Origin of the sequence: Starkeya nomas (assembly GCF_902703545.1) — a bacterium.
In the GTDB taxonomy this organism is placed as follows: Bacteria; Pseudomonadota; Alphaproteobacteria; order Rhizobiales; family Xanthobacteraceae; genus Ancylobacter; species Ancylobacter moscoviensis.
Map to the genome: position 1 here is coordinate 1,763,881 of NZ_CACSAS010000001.1, position 20,689 is coordinate 1,784,569.

Consider the following 20,689-nt stretch of genomic DNA (forward strand, 5'->3'; position numbering starts at 1 on the left):
TTCTCCGAACTTCGTCGTGCCGGAGCTAATCGCTCCGGCCCATGCTCTTCTTCACGGCTTCGATAAGCTGCTTCAGGGTGAAGGGTTTCGGCAGGAAACCGAAATCCGCTCCCTCGGGCAGGTTCTTGGCGAAGGCTTCCTCGGCATAACCCGACATGAATATCACCTTGATGTCGGGATGGGTGGCGCGCAACTCCTTGAGCAGCGTCGGCCCGTCCATTTCCGGCATCACCACGTCGGAGAGGATGAGGTCCACCTCGCCGGCATGTTCGCCCATCACCTCCAGCGCCTCGATGCCTGAGCCCGCTTCCAGCACCTGATAGCCGCGCGAGACCAGCGCGCGAGCGGCGAAGGCGCGCACCGCCTCTTCGTCCTCGACCAGCAGCAGCGTGCCGCGCCCGGTGAGGTCGGCGGCCTTGACGGGCGCTTCCGGCTCGACCGTCTTGGGTGCCAGTTCCACGCTCTCCGGCACGTGACGCGGCAGGAAGACACGGAAGATGGAGCCCTTGCCGACCTCGCTGTCGACCTGCAGCGTGCCGCCGGTCTGCTTGACGATGCCGTAGACGGTGGAAAGCCCGAGGCCCGTGCCCTTTCCGACCTCCTTGGTGGAGAAGAAGGGCTCGAAGATCTTGTCGAGGATCGCCGGAGGAATGCCGGTGCCGGTATCAGCCACCTCGACCAGCACATGGTCCGCCGCCGGCAGGCCCGCCTCGGCATATTGGGCGGCCTGCTCCGCGCTCACATTGGCGGTGCGGATGGAGAGCGTGCCGCCCTCCGGCATGGCGTCGCGGGCATTGACGGCGAGATTGACGATGACCTGCTCGAACTGGTTGAGGTCCGCCTTCACCGGCCAGAGATCGCGCTCCTCCTTCACCTCCAGCTTGATCGTCTCGCCGAGCAGACGGCGCAGCAGCATGGAGAGATCGCTCATCACGTCGCCGAGGTTCAGCACCTGCGGGCGCAGCGTCTGGCGCCGGGAGAAGGCGAGAAGCTGGCGCACCAGCCCCGCCGCGCGGTTGGCGTTCTGCTTGATCTGCATCACGTCCTGGAAGGACGGATCGGTCGGCCGCGCATTGGCCAGGAGGAGGTCCGAATAGCCGATGATGGCGGTCAGCACGTTGTTGAAGTCGTGCGCCACGCCGCCGGCGAGCTGGCCGACCGCCTGCATCTTCTGCGACTGGGCGAACTGCGCCTCCAGCGCCCGCTGCTCGGTGGTCTCGATGACATAGACGATCGCCGCCTCGCGATCCGCGCCGCCATCCTCGACGGAGGCGAAGTAGAAGCGCGCCGAGCGCTCGCGGTCGAGGCCGATGTCCACCGGGCTGGAAGGTGCCTGCCCCCGCACCGCCGCCGTGACGGCCGGCTCCAGCAGCGCGCGCGCCGTCTCCGACACCACGTCGAGCAGACGCCGCCGCTCGCCCTCGCGCCCGCCGAACAGCCGGGCGAACATGGCGTTGGCGCGCACGATCTGCCCTTCCGGGTCCACCTCGGCGATGGCGATGGGCGAATTGTGGAAGAAGCGGGCGAAGCGCACTTCCGCCGCGCGAGCGGGATCGGCGGCGTTGTCCTCGCGCGAGCGGTTCACCACCAGCGTGCGGGAAGCGCCCGGCGTGCCGTCCGAAGCATAGGCGACGCGATGCCAGATGCGCACCGGCAGCGTCTGGCCGTTCTTGCGCTTGAGATCGAGGTCGAGCACCTCGGTGCGCACGCCGCCGGGCAGCGGCGCCATGCCGGTGAGCAGCGCCGCCGCCGGCCCCGGTACGATGTCCGCCACGGTGAGGCCGCCGGGTCCGAATTCGGCGAGGTCGTAGCCGAGCCAGTCCACCAGCGTCGCGTTGATGTAGTGGATCGCCCCGCCCGCCGCCGAGAAGAAGCCAGCCGGGGCGTGGTCGAGATAGTCGATGGCGTGCTGGAGCTCGAGGAAGGCGGTTTCCTGCCGCTCGCGCTCGCGCGTCAGGTCGCTCACCGTCCACACCGCGGCCTTCGCCCCGCGCCCGTTGCTGCCGGCCGGGCGGGCGGCGAGCTTGAGCCAGCGCACGGGATGGCCGGGAACGGCGAGCCGGACCTCCTCGGTCAGCACCTTGCCCTCCCGCACGCCCTGCGCGAGGCGGTAGACCGCCTCGGAGGCGTCGGGATCGCTGGTGAACAGCCGTTCGACCGGGCGCGCCTCCTGCGGCGAGGCGGCGCCGATGATCTCGCAATAGCGCGGATTGGCGTAGAGCACCCGGCCGAGCCCGTCGACGATGCTCACCCCGTCGGTGGCGCTGTCGACAATGCGGCGGGCAAGCTCGTCCCGGAAATCGGGAACGCCGAAGCGCAGCAGGCCGGTCGCATAGGCGAAAAGCGCGAAGACGCCGACCACCGCGAGCACGGTGAGAAGACCGATGATCCAGGGATCGGCCCGGTCGCGGCCCAGCAGCAGCAACGAGACGACGGCGCCGACGAGCGCCAGGGCGACCAGAAGCACCAGCCGGATACTTCCGCCGATCTCGGATCGGTCGAGCGTGGGGTCGTCGGGTCCGCTGTCCGCCATGTCCAAGCCAGAAGCCCCGTGCCGCCGGCGGCGCACCAAGGCGATTCAAAACTCCCTTCTTGGTGCCCGACCCGGCCCTTCGGGGCAAGGCCCGATTCGCCTTATCCGCCGCCCGTCCCGCCCCGGCGGCACCCATCCGCGAATCCCCCGCCCCTTGCCGCGAGCCCCCTTCCGCGACACAAAGGACGGAATGTGTATCCCGGCCGCCGGTATCATCGGCGTGCCGACTGCGTATCGCGGAGATGTAGATCATGATGGATGCTCTGTCGGGACTCGGCATGATCGGCGTGCTGTTCGTCGTGCTGGCCGCCCTGGTGCTGCTGGCGGCGCTCGTCGTCCTCGTCGGACGGCGCGGACGCCAGCGCGCAAGCCACGGGACGGTGCCCGGCCATAGACTGGCCGTGGTGGACCAAGTGCCGATCGACGAAACGCGACGGCTCGTGCTGATCCAACGCGATGACGTGCAGCATCTCGTCATCCTCGGCGGCGGCGGCGATTTCCTCGTGGAAAGCGGCATCGGCGCCGCGCGCCAGCCGGCGGTCGAGACTCATCCCGTGGAGCGGCCCGCCGCCCCGGTTCCGCCCGCCCGCCCCTCGGCGGCGATTCCGGCGGCGCCGGAGGCCGTTCGGCCGGCCCCCGCGCCCCGGGCTCCCCGCCTCGACGTGGCGCCGGAAGCTCCGGCCCGCCGGCCGCTGCCGCCCGTGACGACCCGCGCCGGCGAGCCCGAGAGCGTCCCGACCGCCCCGCCCGCCATTCCGCTGCGGGCCGAGCCGGTCCTCGAGCCCGCGGCCCCGACGCCGCCCAGCGAGCCGGGGCCGCGAGTGACGGTGAAGGTCGACCCCGCCTTTGCCGGCATGGTCGAGCAGCTCGAGGAAACCCTGCGCCGCCCCGTGCCGTCCGGCGCCGCCCACGCACCGACCACTCCCGCGCCGGCACCGGCCGAGCGGCCGCTCCCGCCCTTCCTGTCGGCGCGCATCGCCGGGGAAGGAAGCCCCGCGGAAGCCAGGCCCGCCCCGGCCGAGCCGGCCGCGCCCGAGCCCCGCATCCTGGCTCCGCGGACGACCGAGGCCCCCGAGGCGCCGGAGCTTCGCGCCCCGGATATCCGCGCTCCCGAGCCTCGCACGCCGGACGTGCGCGCGCCGGAGGTCCGCGTGACGGATGCACCGGCGGGCAACGATCCCTTCGAGAACGAAATGGCAAACCTGCTCGGCCGCGGCGCGCAGCGCCCCTAGTCCGGACGGGGCGGCGCAGACCGCCGCCGCGCAAAGAAAAACGGCGATCCGCGGAACGGATCGCCGTTTTCATTTCATGAGGTCGAACCGGCTGCCGGAGCGGGCCGGCCGTACCGCCGGTTCAATCGTCGCGATAGACGCGCTCGCGCCGCTCGTGGCGCTCCTGCGCCTCGATCGACAGTGTCGCGATCGGCCGCGCTTCCAGGCGCTTCAGCGAGATCGGCTCGCCGGTCTCCTCGCAATAGCCGTAGCTGCCGTCGTCGATGCGTTCGAGCGCGGCGTCGATCTTGGCGATCAGCTTGCGCTGGCGGTCGCGCGCCCTGAGCTCGATGGCGCGGTCTGTCTCGGAAGAAGCCCGGTCGGCAATGTCCGGGTGATTCTGGTTTTCGTCCTGAAGGTGCTGCAGCGTCTCTTTCGCCTCGCGCAGGATGTCCTCCTTCCACTGGAGCAGCTTGTGGCGGAAATATTCCCGCTGCCGCTCGTTCATGAAAGGCTCGTCCTCGCGGGGGCGGTACTCCTGGTCGATCTCAACCGACATCGGCCTTCGTCCTCGTGTTCCGGGGGCACCCCTATCGCGGGCAGCTTATATCGCCACGAAAAGCCCGGTACAACACCCGTCGACGTCATCGGCGCGACACAAAATGCTGGATTTTTCAGCATCTTGCGCGCCGAAACGAGGCAAATCGAAGTGTTCGGAAGTGAACGAGGGCCCCGCAGACCGCCGCGCAAGCGCCGGTCTGCGCCCGCAAACTAGTCGAAGCCGAGGAAGAAGGTGTAGGAGAGCGAAACGCCCGCCTGGAACTGGTTCCGGTCGCCGTTCTGCACAACAAGCGGGCTGTCGGCGGCATCGTCGAGCAGATATTCGTACTCGGCGAAGATCGAACCCGTGATGTTCTGGGTGAACCGCTTGGTGATCTGACCGCCGAATCCCACAGAATAGATGCCGCCGCCGGCCTTGTAGGGCGCCAGCGGGTTGCCCAGCGCCGTGGCCAGCACCGATTCGGGCGCGGTGATTCCGTAATAGGTGTCGATGTAGCCGGAGCTGGCCAGCGTCATGCGCGGACCGGCGGAGAGCGTGATGCCCCCGAGCGGCTCGCTGAAATAGATGGCGTCGAGGGCGATATCGCCCACCAGACCGTCGAAGCCGCCGAAGCCGTAGCGCAGTTCGCCGCGCAGGCGCAGCCAATCGGCCGGGTACCACTGGGCGTAGCCGCCGACCTCGAAGGCGTAGTCGATGTCCTTGAGGCCGGTCAGGGCGTTGGAGCTGCTGGCGTCGCGCTTCCAGTTGAGCTTGCCGACGACGCCCGCCTCGAACACGCCGGTATCGAACAGCGCGATGCTGGGATTGTCGTTGAAGCTGGTGAAGCGGCTGAGCTGGTCGGCGCGGCTGATGCTGATCAGCGGCCGGAAGCCGAACTCGTAATCGTCCGAACCCGCCCATTCCGGCTGGGCCAGCACATAGCCGCCGAGCGTCAGGGTCCACTGGCGATCAGCCGCCTCGGCCTTCGCGTAGGAGGGGTCGGTATACACGTCGGCTGCCTGAGCCAACGAGGCCGAAAGCCCCATCGCGCCCGCGACAACCACAACACCCGCCCAGCCGATCGCTCGCATCGCCACTATCCCGTGAGTTACGCTACTTCCTTACAGCACCATAAGACGCCTGTGGTTGCTGAAAAGTCACTTAACGTCAAACGAGTCACATAGACGGCTTATCGTGCCCAGCACGCGACACGCCACCGGCTCGCGTCCCCAGCCATCGTACCTATATGCTCGGGACCACAGCCACCGGACCCGCCGCACGCCATGCTCCGCCTGCTCCTGCTCCGCCACGCCAAATCCGCCTGGCCCGATGGCGTGCCAGACATCGAACGCCCCCTCGCCCCGCGTGGCATTCGCGGCGCGAAGGCCATCGGCGCCTATATGGCCGAACAGGGCCTGCTTCCCGCGCGGGCGCTCGTCTCGCCGGCGCGGCGAACGATTGAGACCTGGGAGATCGCCACCGGCGCCTGGCCGGTGACGATTCCTCCCGTCTATGAGCACGGGATCTACGAAGCGCCGGCCGAACGGCTGATGCAGATCGTGCGGGCGGAGGAAAACGCCTCGCCGCTGATGCTGGTGGGGCACAATCCCGGCATGGAGGAATTCGCCGCGCAGCTTCTCAAGCGCGACCAGCGCGCCAAGGTGCTGCCGAAATACCCCACGGGCACGCTCGCGGTGATCGACGTTCCCGTCGAGCGCTGGGCGGATCTGCGCGCCGGCAAGGGCACGCTGGAACGCTTCGTCACCCCGCGCGCCCTCGGGGTGGAGAAGGACAAGGAGTAGCCGTGGCGTCCCGCTTCGACTGGCTGATCGACGAGGCGCGCCTGACCGCGCAGACGCTGCTCGACCGCGCCGAGGAACTCGCCAGCCCGACGCTGCGGCTCGGCATCACCGGCCTGTCGCGCGCCGGCAAGACGGTTTTCACCACCGCCCTGATCCACGCGCTGATGCGCGGCGGGCGGCTGCCGGTCTTCCGCGCCATGCATGAGGGGCGGATCGCCGGGGCGCGGCTGGAACCCCAGCCGGACGACGGCGTGCCGCGCTTCGACTATGAAAGCCATGTCGCGACGCTGGTCGACGACCGCCGCTGGCCGGAATCCACCCGGCGCATCAGCGAGCTGCGCCTCGCCGTCGACTACGCCCCCGCGCGCGGGGGCCGGCGGACCCTCACCCTCGACATCGTCGACTATCCCGGCGAATGGCTGCTCGACCTGCCGCTGCTGGACCAGACCTATGCGGAATTCTCCGCGAAGAGCCTGTCCCTCGCCCGCGCACCGGCACGCCGGCCGCTGGCCGGCCCGTTTCTGGCGGCGCTGGAAGCCTCGAACCCGGCGGGCACGGCGGACGAGCCGGAAGCCCGGCGGATCGCCGCCCTGTTCACCGATTATCTCGCCGCCTGCCGCGCCGAGACCGTGTCGATGAGCCTGCTGCCGCCCGGCCGCTTCCTGATGCCGGGCGACCTCGAAGGCTCGCCCGCGCTCACCTTCGCGCCGCTCGACCTGCCCGAGGGAGCGGAAGCACCGTCCGGCTCGCTGCACGCCATGATGGAGCGGCGCTTCGAGGCGTATAAGGAGCGGGTCGTCCGCCCCTTCTTCCGCGACCACTTCGCCCGGCTCGACCGGCAGATCGTGCTGATCGACGTGCTCTCTGCCCTCAATGCTGGCCCGGCGGCGCTGGCCGATCTGGAAGCCGCGCTCGACGGCATCCTCACCGCCTTCCGCATCGGCCGGAACTCATGGCTTTCCGCCCTGTTCCGCCACCGCATCGGCAAGGTGCTGTTCGCCGCCACCAAGGCCGACCATCTCCACCACACCAGCCACGACCCGCTGGAGGCGATCCTGCGCCGCCTCGTCGAGCGGGCGCTGGCGCGGGCGGAGGGCGCGGGGGCCGAGATCGACGTGGTGGCCCTGGCCGCCGTGCGGGCGACGCGCGAGGCGATGGTGAAGCGCGGGCGGGCGCATCTGCCGGCCATCGTCGGCGTGCCGGAGGCCGGCCAGCACGACGCCGACGAATTCGACGGGCTGGCGGAGGCCGCCGTCTTCCCCGGCGACCTGCCGGAGAACCCGTCGGCGCTGTTCGATCCGGCGCTCGGCTTCAACGGCCTGTCGGATGCTTCGGGCGGCGATTTCCGCTTCCTGCGCTTCCGTCCCCCGGTGGTGGAGCGTAACGCGGAGGGTCTCGCTTTGCCCATGCCCCATATACGTCTCGATCGCGCGCTGGAATTTCTCCTCGGCGACCGGTTGAAATAGGACACCATGAGCGACCGCACCCCTCGCCGCCCGCAGGCCTTCCGTCTCGACGACCCCAGCGTCGTCGTGGCCGGAGAGGATCGCCCCGCACCGCGCGGTGCGGTCGTGGTGACGCCGGCCCCGCCGTCCGAGGCGGTCGAGGACGTCGTGGTGCTGCCGCCCGCCCCGCCGAAGACCTCGCGCTGGGGCACGCTGTTCTGGACCGGCCTCGGCGGACTGGTGAGCCTCGGCGTCGGGCTGGCCGTCACCCGGCTGATCGAGGACCTGTTCACCCGCGCCGACTGGCTCGGCTATGTCGGCCTCGCCTTCGCCGCCGCGCTGGCGCTGGCCTGCCTTGCCATCCTCGCCCGCGAGGTGTTCGGCTTGATGCGGCTGCGCACGCTCAACCATCTGCGCGAGCAGGCGGCCACGGCACTGGCGAAGGACGACCGCCGGCTCGCCGAGACGGTGACGAAGGAACTGCTCGCCATTGCCGACGCATCGCCCCGCCTGTTCCGAGCCCGCACCGAGCTTGCCGGCCATCTCGACGCGATCATCGACGGCGCCGACCTGATCAGGCTCACCGAGCGCCAGCTCATGGCGCCGCTCGACGCGGAGGCGACGCAGCTCGTCTCCGATGCCGCCAAGCGGGTGTCGGTCGTCACCGCGGTCTCGCCGCGCGCGGCGGTCGACCTGATCTTCGTGCTGCTGACCGCGCTCGGCCTCGTGCGCCGGCTCGCCCTGCTCTATGGCGGGCGGCCCGGCACGCTGGGCATGGTGCGGCTGTTCCGGCAAGTGCTGGCGCATCTCGCCGTCACCGGCGGCATGGCGGCCGGTGACTCGCTGATCCAGCAGGTGGTGGGACAGGGGCTGGCCGCCCGCCTCTCCGCCCGGCTGGGCGAAGGCGTGGTGAACGGGCTGCTCACCGCCCGGCTGGGCCTCGCCGCCATCGAGGTGACGCGCCCGCTGCCCTTCGCCGCCCTGCCCGCGCCGGCGCTGAAGGACGTGGCCTCCGGCCTCATCGGCCGCGACGAGACGAAGGAGCCCTGAGCGGCCCGCTCAGCCCTGATGCTCGGGCGTGCGCACGATCAGCCCGTCGAGCGCCTCGGTGATCTTGATCTGGCACGACAGGCGCGAATTGGGCTGCACGTCGGACGCGAAGTCGAGCATGTCCTCTTCCATCGGTCCCGGCTCTCCCGTCGCAGCCTGCCATGCTTCGTCCACATAGACGTGACAAGTCGCACAGGCACAGGCGCCGCCGCACTCGGCATCGATTCCCGGCACGCCGTTGCGGATGGCGGCTTCCATCACGGTGGAGCCGACCGGAGCTTCCACGGCGCGCTCGGTGCCGGTGGGGTCTATGAAGGTGATCTTGGGCATGGATGCGGTTTCGACGGTCTTGAAGGATTACAAGGAGGGCCGCTCTAGATAGCCCTCGCCGCCATGGAATGCCAGCGGTGCCGGCACCCCCCGGCGGAAAGGAATCAACCGGGCCGGCGGCCGCTCCCGGACAGACAGATGCGGGATTGCAATGTCCTATGTGAATCAAACGTTTCCGAGCATGGTGAACAGGCCGTTAACGATAACTGCAACACCGCCATTAACCCCAGTTCCATTTTTATTGGTCAAGAGCGTAGGATAAAGGTGCGGGGAACTGGCATTCCTCTCGTCAAGTGCCATGCTTTTCACGGCAGACGGGAGTGTCAGAACTCCGCGAAACCCCGGCCCGACGGCGTAAGCCGGTCGGAGTAGCGTACGGACCGGAGGCAGGCGCCTATGTCGACGAATACGAAGAAGGTTCATCAGGATCCCGCGGAGGTCGCACTGTCGGCCATCGAGGAGGCACTGAACCTCGACCTGACGACGGACGACGGGCACGCCGCGCCAGACGACACATCGCACGCAGAGGACGGACTGCCGCCGCCCCGCGAGCCGGAAGGCCCCCGCATCGAGAGCCGCGGCGGCGCCGGGGAGGAAGGCGAGAGCGACGTCTCCCTGTATCTCAGCGAACTCGACCTTCTCGACGACGACCACGCCCCGGCCGCAAGCCCCGAGGAAACGGCGACGCTTGCCGACGACTTCGATCTCTCCACCGCCGACTATGAAGAGGCATCCGAGCTTTCCGGGACGGGTGTCGAGCCGACCTTCGAGCTGACCCCGGAAGAGCTGTCCACGCAGGATTTCGCCGTGGAAACCGCCGACGATGGTTTCTCGACGCCGGAGGAGCTTCCCGCGAGCGAATTCGCGCCGGAGGAATTCGCCGCCGGCGCCTCCGAGGCGCAGGCTCCGGAAACCGAAGTGGACGCGTACGCGCCGCGCGCATCGGCGACGCCGGAATTCTCCGTGCGGGATTTCGCCGCGCATGACGACTTCGCCGCGCGCGACGACGAGCCGGCGGAGATCGCCGCCCCCGCCATCGAGCCGGTCCTGGTCGCCACTGCGGCTGGAGCCGCGGCGACGGCGGCCCTGCCGCGCGTCGACGCCCCGCGTGCCGACATCTCCACGACCGAGGGCCCCTCGGGCCGCCGCGCCGCCAATGACGACCGGCAGAGCATCGGACAGCTTCTCTCGGCGCTGCAGCGCCGTCCCTCCAATGCGCCCTACATCGTGGCCGGCCTCGCCTCGCTCGCCTGGCTCGGCGCTGGCGCCGCCCTGCTCTATTCGCAGTTCGGCGGCGCGGAAGGCGGCCTGAACGCGCTGCTGGCCTCGCCGACCTTCCTTGCCAGCGCCGCGGCGCTTGTCATTCCCCCGGTCTTCTTCTTCGTGCTGGCCGCCATGGTGCGCCGCATGCAGGAGATGCGCATCGTCGCCCGCTCCATGGCGCAGGTCGCCATCCGCCTCGCCGAACCGGCTCCGGCGCCGGTCGTCGTGCAGGCGCCCGCCCCGGCCCCGGTGGCCCCCGCCGCGCCCGTGCCGCTTTCCGGTGAGGCGCTGGCGCAGCTTGCCGATTTCGAGCAGTCGGTAACCCGCGCGAGCGAGACCGAAGCCTTCGTGCGCAGCGAGATCGCCGCGCTCGCGCAGGCCTATGACGACAACAACCGGCGCATGCATCAGCTGGTGGAGCGCCTGCAGGTCGAGCGCGAGGCGATCCTCACGCAAACCGAGCACATCCGCGAGACCATCGCCGCCTCCCACTACGCCTTCGCGCAGGAAGTGAGCGGCGTCAGCGACCGCCTCAGCGAGAACGTGATGTTCGCCGCCGACCGGGTGGCGACGACGCTTTCCGACCGTGGCGAGCACATCACCCTGGCGCTCGGCCGCGTCGGCGACACCATCATCGAGGCGCTGTCCGAGAAGGGCGGCGACCTGATCAACCGCCTCCAGGCCACCGGCTCCGAGGTGAACACCAACCTTTCCGACGCCAGCGAGCACCTGATTTCCACGCTGTCGGCGCAGACCGACGACATCAGCCAGCGCCTGTCCGGCGTCACCTCGAACCTGACCGACACGCTCGCGACCCGCACGGACGAGATCAGCCGCCAGCTCACCGGCGCCACCGAGAACCTCACCGACACGCTCACCTCGCGTACGGAAGAGATCAGCCAGCGCCTATCCGGCGTCACCTCGAACCTGAGCGACACGCTCACGGTCCGCACGGACGAGATCAGCCGCCAGCTCACCGGCGTCACCGAGAACCTCACCGACACGCTGGCCAACCGTACCGACGAGATCGGCGACCGGCTGCTGCGCACCGCCTCCGAGCTCTCGCAGGTGGTCAACCAGCGCACCGAGGAGATGGGCGAAAAGCTCGCCGCCACCACCTACAACCTCAGCTCAACGCTGGCGGCACGCTCCGACGAGATCACCGACGCGCTGGTCAACACCGGCACCCGTCTGGCCGACGAGATCGCCATCCGCGCCAGCGAGGTGAACCAGACCCTCAAGAGCACTGGCGACGCGCTGGTGCTCGACCTCTCGGTGCGCGGCGGCGACGTCGTGCGCAAGCTGGAGGAGACCGGCAGCCGGGTCGCCGACACCATCACCGTGCGCGGCGACGACCTCGCCGACCGCATCGCCGATACCGGCAACCGCATCTACGACGCCGTCGCCGTACGCGGCGCCGAGCTGGAGCGCCTGCTGGGCGAGACCGGCCAGCGTGTCGTACACGAGCTGTCGCAGGCCGGCACCGGCATCCACGACGCCCTCGCCGACGCGGCCAGCCGCGTGGCGCAGGACATCGACTATCGCGGCCACACCCTCTCCCAGCAGCTCGTGCAGGTCGGTTCCGAGACCGCGCAGAACCTGGTGGCGAACGGCACCCGCGTGACCGATCAGTTCCGCGCCGCCGCCGACCTTCTCGCCACCGACCTCGTCTCGCGCGGCGACAGTTTCCGCGAGCAGCTCGAGCAGCAGATGCGCGGCATCGAGGATCTCGTCAGCGTGCGCGGCGGCGAGATCGCCGACCGCATCGCCGGCGACAGCGCCGTGCTCGGACGCCAGATCATGGACGGCGTGCGCCAGTTCGACAGCGTGCTGCAAACGCACGGCGTCGACATGGTCCAGCGCATCGCCGACCGCGTCGAGGCGGTCACCCGCGCCATCGACACCAACCTGTCCGGCTTCGACGAGCAGGTTTCGGCCAAGGCCGAGCAGGTCGCGGCCTCGCTCGACATGCGCATCGCCAACATCGAGGGCGTCCTCGACCGCGGCGTGGAAGGGATCAACGAGACGCTCGGCGGGCGCACCGTCGAGTTCGCGCAGACCCTGTCGGAGGGCGCGCGTCAGGCCAACGAGGCGATGAGCCACTCGCTGGAGATGCTCAGCGGCTTCTTCGACGAGCGCGCCGGCGCCGTCACCGAGCAGCTCTCCCAGCACATCGAGCAGGCCGACCGCACCATCGCCGCCCGGGCGCAGGAGATCGCCACCACGCTCGACGACCGCGTGGGTCGCTTCGAGGAGACGATCGTCAGCCGCATCGACAACGTGGCGACCTCCGTCGAGGTGCGCGGCGCCGCCATGGCCGACCTGCTCGGCCAGCGCATCGGTGCCGTTGCCGGCCAGCTCCGCAACGACGCGAGCGAGATCGAGGGCAGCCTCACCACGCTCGTCGACAATGTCAGCCGGGCACTGGTGGACCGCGCCAGCGAGGTCACCTCGCTGTTCGACACCCGCACCGAGGAGATCACCCGCCTCGTCTCCGAGCGCGGCAACGGCCTGCTCTCGGCGCTCGAGGACCGCAGCATCGGCATCACGAGCGAGATCGCCCGCGCCAGCACCGAGCTGCTCTCGGCCATCGACGACCATCGCGACAGCCTCGTGCAGGCGCTCGACACCACCCGCAGCGGCGCGGTGACCGACATCATGCGCGCCAGCGAGGACCTGCTGACCACGCTGGAATCGCGCTCGGAAGCCATCGTCTCGGCCTTCGAGACCGCGACCTCCGGCCGCGCCGACCAACTCATGCAGATGAGCGGCGAAGTCGTCAGCTCGCTGCAGACCATCAGCAACGAGGTCACCTCCTCGCTCCAGGCCATCGGCGGCGAGGTCACGACCTCCCTGCACGCGGTCGGCGGCGACGTGAACTCCTCGCTGCAGCAGATCACCAGCGAGGTGTCGTCCTCGCTGCAGGCCATCGGCGGACAGGTCACGCAGGAGATCGCCCGCGCCGGCGACACGCTGCTCACCGAGTTCGACGGCCGCGGCGCCCAGCTCGTCGACAGCGCCCGCCAGGCCACCGAACTGGCGGCGACCGAGCTGTCGCGCATCGTCGAGGAATTCGACGGTCGCGGCTCCCGGATCGTCGAGACCGCCCGCGAGGCCACTGGCATCGCCGCCGGCGAAATGTCCCGCCTCGTCGAGGAGTTCGACGGGCGCGGTGCGCAGCTCGTCGAGAGCGCCCGTCAGGCTACCGGCATCGCCGCCAGCGAGATCGCCCGCCTCGCCGAGGAATTCGACGGACGCGGCGCCCAGCTCGTCGACAGCGCCCGCCAGGCCACCGGCGTCGCTTCCGAGGAGATCGCGCGTCTCACCGAGGAGTTCGACGGCCGTGGCGTCCAGCTCGTCGAGAGCGCCCGTCAGGCCACCGGCGTCGCCGCCGAGGAGATCGCGCGTCTCGCCGAGGAATTCGACGGACGCGGCGCCCAGCTCGTCGACAGCGCCCGTCAAGCTACCGGCATCGCGGCCAGCGAGCTGTCCCGCCTCGCCGAGGAATTCGACGGTCGCGGCGCCCAGCTCGTCGACAGCGCCCGCCAGGCCACCGGCGTCGCGACGAACGAGTTCGCCCGCCTCGCCGACGAGTTCACGGCGGCTCTGGAAGGCGGCGGCAGCGGCCTGATCACCGCGATCGCGCAGAGTGGCCGTTCGGCCGTGGCCGAGATCGCCGCGACCAACGAAGCCCTGCAGGGCGACGTGGCGGGCCTGCTGGAACGGCTGGGCGACGTCAACGTCCAGCTGCAGGACGTGCTCGCCAGCTCGGTCACCAACCTCTCGGCCATCGAGAGCACGATCTCCGAGCGCCTCGACCTCTTCCGCACCACCGTTACCAATGTGGAAGAAGCCAGCCAGCACGCCTCCACCCGCATGGACGAGCAGATCCGCGACCTGCGCTCGGTCTCGACCGAGGTTCTGCAGGACGTGGCCAAGCTCAGCCAGGCGTTCGGCGAACAGGCCGGCATCATCACCAACGTCGCGACCGCCCTCGGCTCCGCGCATGAGAACCTCGACGACACCCTGGGTGGCCGTCACGAGGCGCTGATCGCGCTCGCCGAGCAGGTGAACACGCGCACCGCCGACCTCGACACCCGGCTCGCGCAGTACACCAGCACGCTGGAGGGCACCTTCAGCCGCGCCGAGAAGCGCGTCGCGGAGATCTCCAAGTCGATCCTCGACACGGCGAGCAACTCGACCGAGACCGTGCTGCGCCAGCAGGAGGAGATCCGCACCAAGACCGAACGCGAGCGCGAGCGCACCACGGCGTCGCTGCACGAGACCTACGAGCAGGCCGTGCGCGAGGTGGAGACCCTCATGCGGCAGGCCAATCAGGGCTTCGCCGGCGCGGCGCAGGCGCTGCGCTCCTCCGTCACCGACATCCAGCGCCTGCTGGAGACGACGCGCGAGGAACTCAAGCGCGGCATCATGGAGCTGCCGGAGGAGACGGAGGCCAACGCCTCGGCCATGCGCCGCACCGTCGCCGAGCAGATCAAGGCCCTGGCCGAGCTCAACGAGATCGTCTCGCGCCACGGTCGCACGCTCGACGTCGACACCGGCACGCGGATGCGGACGGCGACCCCGATCGCGGCGGCTCCTGCCGCCGTCGCGGCCGCTCCGATTGCGCCGACCGCCCCGGCCCCGGTTCCCCGCGCCGCGGCTCCCCGCAGCGAGCCGAGCCGGCCGGTGTCCACCGGCAGCGCCAAGGCTTACAACGAGCCCCAGCGCTCCAGCGGCAATGGCGGCAACGGCAATGGCGGCACCCCTGCCCCGCGTCGTCCCCAGCCGCCCGCGCCCGAGCGCGGCGCCGCTGGCAATGCGGCCGGTGCCGCCGGCGGCGCCGGCGCGGAAAAGGGCGGCTGGCTCTCCGAGCTGCTGGCCCGCGCTTCCGACGGCGATACCCCGCCGACCGGCGCGCCCGCGAACCCGCCCCTGCGCAACGCCCAGCCGCGTGGCTACGACAACCGCGCGAGCCAGCCGGAGCGCCCGGTGCACCACACCATCGAGTCGCTCGACTCGCTCTCGGTCGACATCGCCCGCATGATCGACCACGAGGCGGCCGTGGACCTGTGGGAGCGCTACAAGAAGGGTGAGCGCAACGTCTTCACCCGGCGCCTGTACACCATGCAGGGTCAGCAGACCTTCGAGGAAATCCGCCGCAAGTACCGGCGCGACCTTGAGTTCCGCGACACGGTGGATCGCTACATCGCCGAGTTCGAGCGGCTGCTGGAACAGGTCTCCCGCGACGATCGCGGACAGGCGATGACCAAGACCTATCTGACCTCGGATACGGGCAAGGTCTACACCCTCCTTGCCCACGCCGCCGGCCGCTTCGACTGAGCGGCGCGGCAAGCCTCGGAGCAAGCTCCGAAAATCGAAAGCCCCCGCCTCGCGCGGGGGCTTTTGTTTTGGGTGGAGATGGCCGGGCCTCGGCTGCGGAAGTCGTCGCGGCGCCCGCCTTGCCCCTACGGCAGAGCCTCATCCCGAGATCCCCGCGAAGCCGGGGCTCAAAGACTCTTCGTGCGGGCCCGTACCTGGAGGCTGGCTCACCGTCGCAGGGAAAGCGACCAAACTCCCTCTCTCCGGCGGGGGAAGAGAGTTGGGGTTGGGGTTGGATGAAGGGTCTCGTCCACTCTGCATCCTGTCTCCCCACGGACCCGCGAAGCCCTCCTCGGTCTCGTGCGCAGGCCACCTCTCCTTCTTCCGGGAGGGTAATGGCGGCACTTCATCCCGGTGCGCGGAGAGAGGGGTACCTTGGAGCTCCTCTGGTTCACGTCCCGGGATCCCACCTGAGGGTGAAGATGCGCCATGGCCGGAGCGGCGGAATCGCCCCCCAAGCCGACTGCAGACCGCCCAAAGAAAAACCCCGCCGGAACGCGGCGGGGTTGATCCAGTCTCGAAACGGCGGACGCGCCTCAGTGCGAAGCTGCGGCGGCCTCTTCCTTGCGGGCCCGGCGGCGCTCGCCGAAGCCGGCGAGCCAACGGCAGACCACGTAGAAGGTCGGCGTGAACAGCAGACCGAAGAAGGTCACGCCGATCATGCCCGAGAACACCGCCGTGCCGAGCGCCTGACGCAGCTCCGCGCCGGCGCCGCGCGCGATCACCAGCGGCACGACGCCGAGGATGAAGGCGAGCGAAGTCATGATGATCGGCCGCAGGCGCAGCTGGGCGGCGTGGGTCGCGGCGGTGAAGCGATCCTCGCCGCGGTCCTCCAGCTGCTTGGCGAACTCCACGATCAGGATCGCGTTCTTGGCCGCGAGGCCGATGAGCACGATGAAGCCGACCTGACTGAGGATGTTGTTGTCCTGCCCGCGTAGCTGGATGCCGAACACCGCCGCGATCAGACACATCGGAACGATGAGGATGACCGCCAGCGGCAGCGTCAGGCTTTCATACTGCGCCGCCAGCACCAGGAACACGAACACCACGCCGAGCGCGAAGGCGAAGATCGCCGTGTTGCCCGCCCGAACCTGCTGGTAGGCCAGCGCCGTCCATTCATAGGCGAAGCCGTCCGGCAGCGTCTCGGCGGCGAGCTGCTGCAGCTTCTGGATCGCCTGCCCCTGCGAGGTGCCGGGCATGGTGTCGCCGTCGAGTTCCGCCGCCGGATACAGGTTGTAGCGCGGCACGCGGTAGGGGCCGGAAATGTCCCGCACCGTGGTGAAGGAACCGAGCGGCACCGTCTGGCCGGCAGCGTTCTTCACCCGCAGCCGCAACAGGTCCTCCGGCGTCAGGCGATAGGGCGCGTCGGCCTGCGCCTGCACGCGGTAGGTACGGCCGAACAGGTTGAAGTCGTTGACGTAGGACGAGCCGATGAAGGTCTGCAGCGTCGCGAAGACATCGGCCATGTTGACGCCGAGCAGCTGCGCCTTGGTCCGGTCGATGTCGAGGAAGAGCTGCGGCGTCGAGGTCTCGAACAGCGAATAGACCTGCTTGAGACCCGGCGTCTGGTTGGCGCGCCCCATCATCGCGTAGACCGCGCCCTGCAAGGCGCCATAGCCGCGTCCGCCGCGATCCTCGATCATCATGCGGTAACCGCCCGCATTGCCGATGCCGTTCACGGGCGGCGGCATGACGACGATCATCTGCGCTTCCTCGATACCCGCGAGCTTGCCGAACAGCTTGCCCTGGATGGCCGCCGCCGACTGGTCCGGGAATTTGGCACGCTCGGCAGCGGGGCCGAGAATGACGAACATGGCGCCAGCGTTCGGCGCGTTGGTGAAGGTCGCGCCGGAGAAGCCGACGATGTTCACCACATGGGCGACACCCGGCGTCGCCAGCACTTCCTTCGCCGCCTTGGTCATCACCGCGTTGGTGCGCGCCAGCGAGGCGCCACCCGGCAGCTGCGAGGCGACGATGAGGTAGCCACGGTCCTGCGCCGGGATGAAGCCCTGCGGGGTCGTGCGGAACAGCTGGAAGCCGCCGGCGAGGATGGCGACATAGACCAGCAGCACCACCACGGCGATACGCACCAGCCGGCCGGTCAGCCAGCCATAGCCGCGCGAGACACCGTCGAAGCCCTTGTTGAAATAATGGAAGAAGCCGGTGATCGGCCGGGCGTACCACGCCGGCTTGTAATCCTCGCCCTTGTGCGGCCTCAGCAGCAGCGCGCACATGGCGGGCGACAGCGTCAGCGACACCAGCAGCGAGATCAGCGTCGAGCCGGCGATCGTCAGCGCGAACTGGCGGTAGAACTCGCCGGAGATGCCGGTGATGAAGGCCGAGGGAATGAACACCGAGGCCAGCACCAGCGAGATCGCCACCAGCGCGCCACCCACCTCGTCCATGGTCTTGTAGGCCGCGTCACGCGGGCTGAGGCCGGTGGAGATGTTGTGCTCCACGCTCTCCACCACGACGATGGCGTCGTCCACCACGATGCCGATGGCCAGCACGAGGCCGAACAGCGACAGGTTGTTCAGCGAGAAGCCGAACAGGCTCATGATGAAGAAGGTGCCGATCAGCGAGACCGGGATGGCGAGAATGGGGATGATCGCCGCCCGCCAGGTCTGGAGGAACAGGATCACCACGATCACGACGAGGATGATGGCCTCGATGATCGTGTCCTCCACCGCGCGCACCGACTCGGCGATGAACTGGGTGGGGTTGTAGGCGGTGGAATAGGCGATGCCAGCAGGGAAACCCTTGGCGATCTCGCGGATCTCGCGCTCGATCGCCTCGCCCGTCGCCAGCGCGTTGGAGCCCGGAAGCTGGAAGATGCCGAGCGCCACCGAAGGCTTGGAGTCGAAATAGGAGATCGAGGAGTTGTCCTGTCCCTCGATGTCGATGCGCGCGACATCGCGCAGGCGCACCACGGCGTTGCCGGTCTCGCGCACGACGATGTTGCCGAATTCCTCCGGCGTCGAGAGACGGCCGAGGGTACGCACCGCCACCTGGAAGGCCAGCTGGTCCGGCACCGGCGGCGCGTTCAGCACGCCGGAGGCGACCTGAAGGTTCTGCGCCTGCAGCGCGGCGGTGACGTCCGTCGCTGTCAGGTTCAGCGCCTGCAGCTTCATCGGGTCGAGCCACACCTGCATGGCGTAGTCGCGCGAGCCGAACACGGTGATCGAGCCCACGCCCGGAACGCGCTGGAGCTGATCCTTGATCTGCAGGTTGGCGTAGTTGGAGATGAACAGCGAGTCGCGCGTGTCATCCGGCGAGAACAGGCTCACCACCATCAGGATGTCGGGCGAGGACTTCGCCACCGTCACGCCGATCTGCTGCACTTCCTGCGGCAGGCGCGGCGTCGCCGTGGCGACGCGGTTCTGCACCTGCACCTGGGCGATATCGAGATTGGTGCCGATGTCGAAGGTGACGGCGATGGAGAAACGTCCGTCCGCCGTCGAGTTGGAGGAGATATAGAGCATCCCCTCCACGCCGTTGATCTGCTGCTCGATGGGCGCGACCACGGTGTCGGCGACCGTCTCGGCGCTGGCGCCGGGATATTGGCCGGTGACGTTGACCACCGGCGGAGCGATCTCGGGATACTGCGCGACCGGCAGCGAGATATAGGCGACCGCGCCAAGGATCATCACCACGATGGAAACCACCGAGGCAAAGATGGGGCGATCGATGAAGAAGTGAGAGAACCTCATGATGCCGGCTCCCTGCTCAGTTGGCCGGGGTCTTGGCGGGTGCGGTCTTCTCGTCCGGGGCCTTCTCGGCCGCTCCTGCAGCGGGCGCTGTGGCCGCGCCGGCCGGCGGAGCCTGTTCGAGCTTCGCCACCACCTGCGCGCCCGGGCGGATGCGCATCAGCCCGTTGATCACCACGAGATCGTCCTTGCCGAGGCCGCTGGCGATGACCCGCTGGCCGTCATAGACGCGCCCCAGCGTGACGTACTTCATCTTCGGCGCCTGCGGCTGGTCGCCGGGCTCCATCACATAGACGAACTTGCGGGTCTGTTCCGTGCCTATGGCGACGTCGGGAACCAGCAGCGTCTCGTAGGGAGCCGAGGACGGCACCTCGATGCGGCCGAACATGCCGGGCGTGAACACGCCGTCGGGATTGGCGAACGAGGCACGACCACGGATCGTGCCGGTCTCCTCGCTGATGCGGTTGTCCACGAAGTCCAGGGAGCCTTCGTGCGGGAAGCCCTTCTCGTCGATGAGCTCCAGACGGACCGGAATGGACTCGTCCTTGTCGCCCATCGCCTTGGCCAGACGCACATAGCGCAGATAGGACGCCTCGTCGTAGGTGAACTCGAAATAGATTGGGTCCAGCGAGACGATGGTGGCGAGCAGCGTGTTGGTGTTGGCACCGCCCGCGCCGCCGGTGACGAGGTTGCCCACCGACACCTTGCGGTCGCCGATGCGCCCGGTCACCGGGGAACGCAGATCGGTGAATTCGAGATCGAGCTGGGCCGAATGCAGCGCCGCCTCGGCGGCGGCGACGCTCGCCCGCGCGGTGCGTTCGACCTGCAAGCGCTGGTCGAAGGTCTGCTTGGAAATGGCCGTCGAGGTCTTGTCCTCGATCAGGGTCTGGGCGCGCTGCAGATCCGACTGGGCAAAATCGAGCTCCGCCTGGGCGCGCTCAAGATTCGCCTTCGCCTGGTCGACCGCCACCTGGAAGGGGCGCTTGTCGACCGTGAACAGCAGGTCGCCCTGCTTCACCAGCTGGCCGTCGGTGAAGGCCACCTTCTCCAGATAGCCGGAAACGCGGGCATAGACGTTGACCAGATCGACCGCGGCAAAGCGGCCGACATATTCGTCATGGTCGGTGATCATGCGCGTGGTCGGCTTGGCGACCGTGACGCTCGGCGGCGGCGGAGCCGCCTGCTGGCCCTGATTCTGGTCGGAGCAGCCAGCCAGGGTAAGTGCAGCGAGCGTGAACGCGGCAATGGAAAGACGCGGGAACGCGTTATTCATGCATCCGTCTCCGAGTAGGCCTCAACGGCTTCAGGTCTTCCGCCCAAAGTCATGCGACACGGCCCGGCCCGCCTCGGGATCGCTGGCGCCCAAGGCCACTAGCACAATTTTGTTGCACTGCGTAAGCGATAAAAAATTTCGGAACGTTGCCT

11 protein-coding genes are annotated in these 20,689 nt (G+C 69.0%); 5 read left to right on the plus strand and 6 right to left on the minus strand.

From position 1 onward, the window contains the following. Positions 1-25: 25 nt before the first annotated feature. Complete coding sequence (cckA, locus tag STARVERO_RS08515; protein ID WP_159598538.1) at positions 26-2,533, minus strand: cell cycle histidine kinase CckA; 2,508 nt, start codon at positions 2,531-2,533, stop codon at positions 26-28. Between the two features lie 251 nt (positions 2,534-2,784). Between cckA and STARVERO_RS08520 the strand changes: the two genes are divergently transcribed. Further along, positions 2,785-3,765, plus strand: coding sequence for a flagellar biosynthetic protein FliO (locus tag STARVERO_RS08520; RefSeq protein ID WP_159598539.1), 981 nt, complete (start codon positions 2,785-2,787; stop codon positions 3,763-3,765). A gap of 121 nt (positions 3,766-3,886) precedes the next feature. On the opposite strand, the gene dksA is transcribed toward STARVERO_RS08520, so the two are convergent. Both dksA and STARVERO_RS08530 read right to left on the minus strand, forming a co-directional pair. Next, on the minus strand, positions 3,887-4,303 hold the full coding sequence (gene dksA / locus STARVERO_RS08525) for an RNA polymerase-binding protein DksA (RefSeq protein WP_144342418.1): 417 nt from the start codon (positions 4,301-4,303) through the stop codon (positions 3,887-3,889). Positions 4,304-4,515: 212 nt separating this feature from the next. Further along, positions 4,516-5,295, minus strand: coding sequence for a MipA/OmpV family protein (locus STARVERO_RS08530; protein ID WP_244616674.1), 780 nt, complete (start codon positions 5,293-5,295; stop codon positions 4,516-4,518). A gap of 273 nt (positions 5,296-5,568) precedes the next feature. Here STARVERO_RS08530 and STARVERO_RS08535 point away from each other — a divergent pair, with 273 nt between their 5' ends. From STARVERO_RS08535 to STARVERO_RS08545, 3 genes are read left to right on the plus strand one after another with little or no spacing between them, the layout of a single operon-like run. Next, entirely contained in the window at positions 5,569-6,087 is a 519-nt protein-coding gene (locus STARVERO_RS08535) for a SixA phosphatase family protein (protein ID WP_159598541.1), read from the plus strand. A gap of 2 nt (positions 6,088-6,089) precedes the next feature. After that, complete coding sequence (locus STARVERO_RS08540) at positions 6,090-7,553, plus strand: YcjX family GTP-binding protein (RefSeq protein ID WP_159598542.1); 1,464 nt, start codon at positions 6,090-6,092, stop codon at positions 7,551-7,553. 6 nt (positions 7,554-7,559) lie between these two features. Next, a complete protein-coding gene (locus STARVERO_RS08545) occupies positions 7,560-8,582 on the plus strand; it encodes a YcjF family protein (protein ID WP_159598543.1) in 1,023 nt (340 codons plus the stop codon). A 9-nt stretch (positions 8,583-8,591) separates the two neighbouring features. Here STARVERO_RS08545 and STARVERO_RS08550 read toward each other — a convergent pair whose 3' ends face one another. Further along, a complete protein-coding gene (locus tag STARVERO_RS08550) occupies positions 8,592-8,912 on the minus strand; it encodes a 2Fe-2S iron-sulfur cluster-binding protein (RefSeq protein WP_144342413.1) in 321 nt (106 codons plus the stop codon). A gap of 396 nt (positions 8,913-9,308) precedes the next feature. On the opposite strand from STARVERO_RS08550, the gene STARVERO_RS08555 reads away from it, so the two are divergent. After that, positions 9,309-15,518: an apolipoprotein A-IV repeat region-like domain-containing protein gene (locus STARVERO_RS08555; RefSeq protein ID WP_159598544.1), complete on the plus strand. Its 6,210-nt coding sequence runs from the start codon at positions 9,309-9,311 to the stop codon at positions 15,516-15,518. Between the two features lie 575 nt (positions 15,519-16,093). On the opposite strand, the gene STARVERO_RS08560 is transcribed toward STARVERO_RS08555, so the two are convergent. Both STARVERO_RS08560 and STARVERO_RS08565 read right to left on the minus strand, forming a co-directional pair. Then, on the minus strand, positions 16,094-19,267 hold the full coding sequence (locus STARVERO_RS08560; protein ID WP_159598545.1) for an efflux RND transporter permease subunit: 3,174 nt from the start codon (positions 19,265-19,267) through the stop codon (positions 16,094-16,096). 16 nt (positions 19,268-19,283) lie between these two features. Beyond that, positions 19,284-20,537 (minus strand): efflux RND transporter periplasmic adaptor subunit, encoded by a 1,254-nt coding sequence (locus tag STARVERO_RS08565; protein ID WP_159598546.1) that lies wholly within the window; start codon positions 20,535-20,537, stop codon positions 19,284-19,286. Positions 20,538-20,689: the final 152 nt, after the last annotated feature.

What these genes read in the sequence shown, in the direction of transcription:
- cckA (WP_159598538.1), bottom strand. Translation starts at nt 2,533, where the DNA reads ATGGCGGACAGCGGACCCGACGACCCCACGCTCGACCGATCCGAGATC.
- STARVERO_RS08520 (WP_159598539.1), top strand. Translation starts at nt 2,785, where the DNA reads ATGATGGATGCTCTGTCGGGACTCGGCATGATCGGCGTGCTGTTCGTC.
- dksA (WP_144342418.1), bottom strand. Translation starts at nt 4,303, where the DNA reads ATGTCGGTTGAGATCGACCAGGAGTACCGCCCCCGCGAGGACGAGCCT.
- STARVERO_RS08535 (WP_159598541.1), top strand. Translation starts at nt 5,569, where the DNA reads ATGCTCCGCCTGCTCCTGCTCCGCCACGCCAAATCCGCCTGGCCCGAT.
- STARVERO_RS08545 (WP_159598543.1), top strand. Translation starts at nt 7,560, where the DNA reads ATGAGCGACCGCACCCCTCGCCGCCCGCAGGCCTTCCGTCTCGACGAC.
- STARVERO_RS08550 (WP_144342413.1), bottom strand. Translation starts at nt 8,912, where the DNA reads ATGCCCAAGATCACCTTCATAGACCCCACCGGCACCGAGCGCGCCGTG.
- STARVERO_RS08555 (WP_159598544.1), top strand. Translation starts at nt 9,309, where the DNA reads ATGTCGACGAATACGAAGAAGGTTCATCAGGATCCCGCGGAGGTCGCA.
- STARVERO_RS08560 (WP_159598545.1), bottom strand. Translation starts at nt 19,267, where the DNA reads ATGAGGTTCTCTCACTTCTTCATCGATCGCCCCATCTTTGCCTCGGTG.
- STARVERO_RS08565 (WP_159598546.1), bottom strand. Translation starts at nt 20,537, where the DNA reads ATGAATAACGCGTTCCCGCGTCTTTCCATTGCCGCGTTCACGCTCGCT.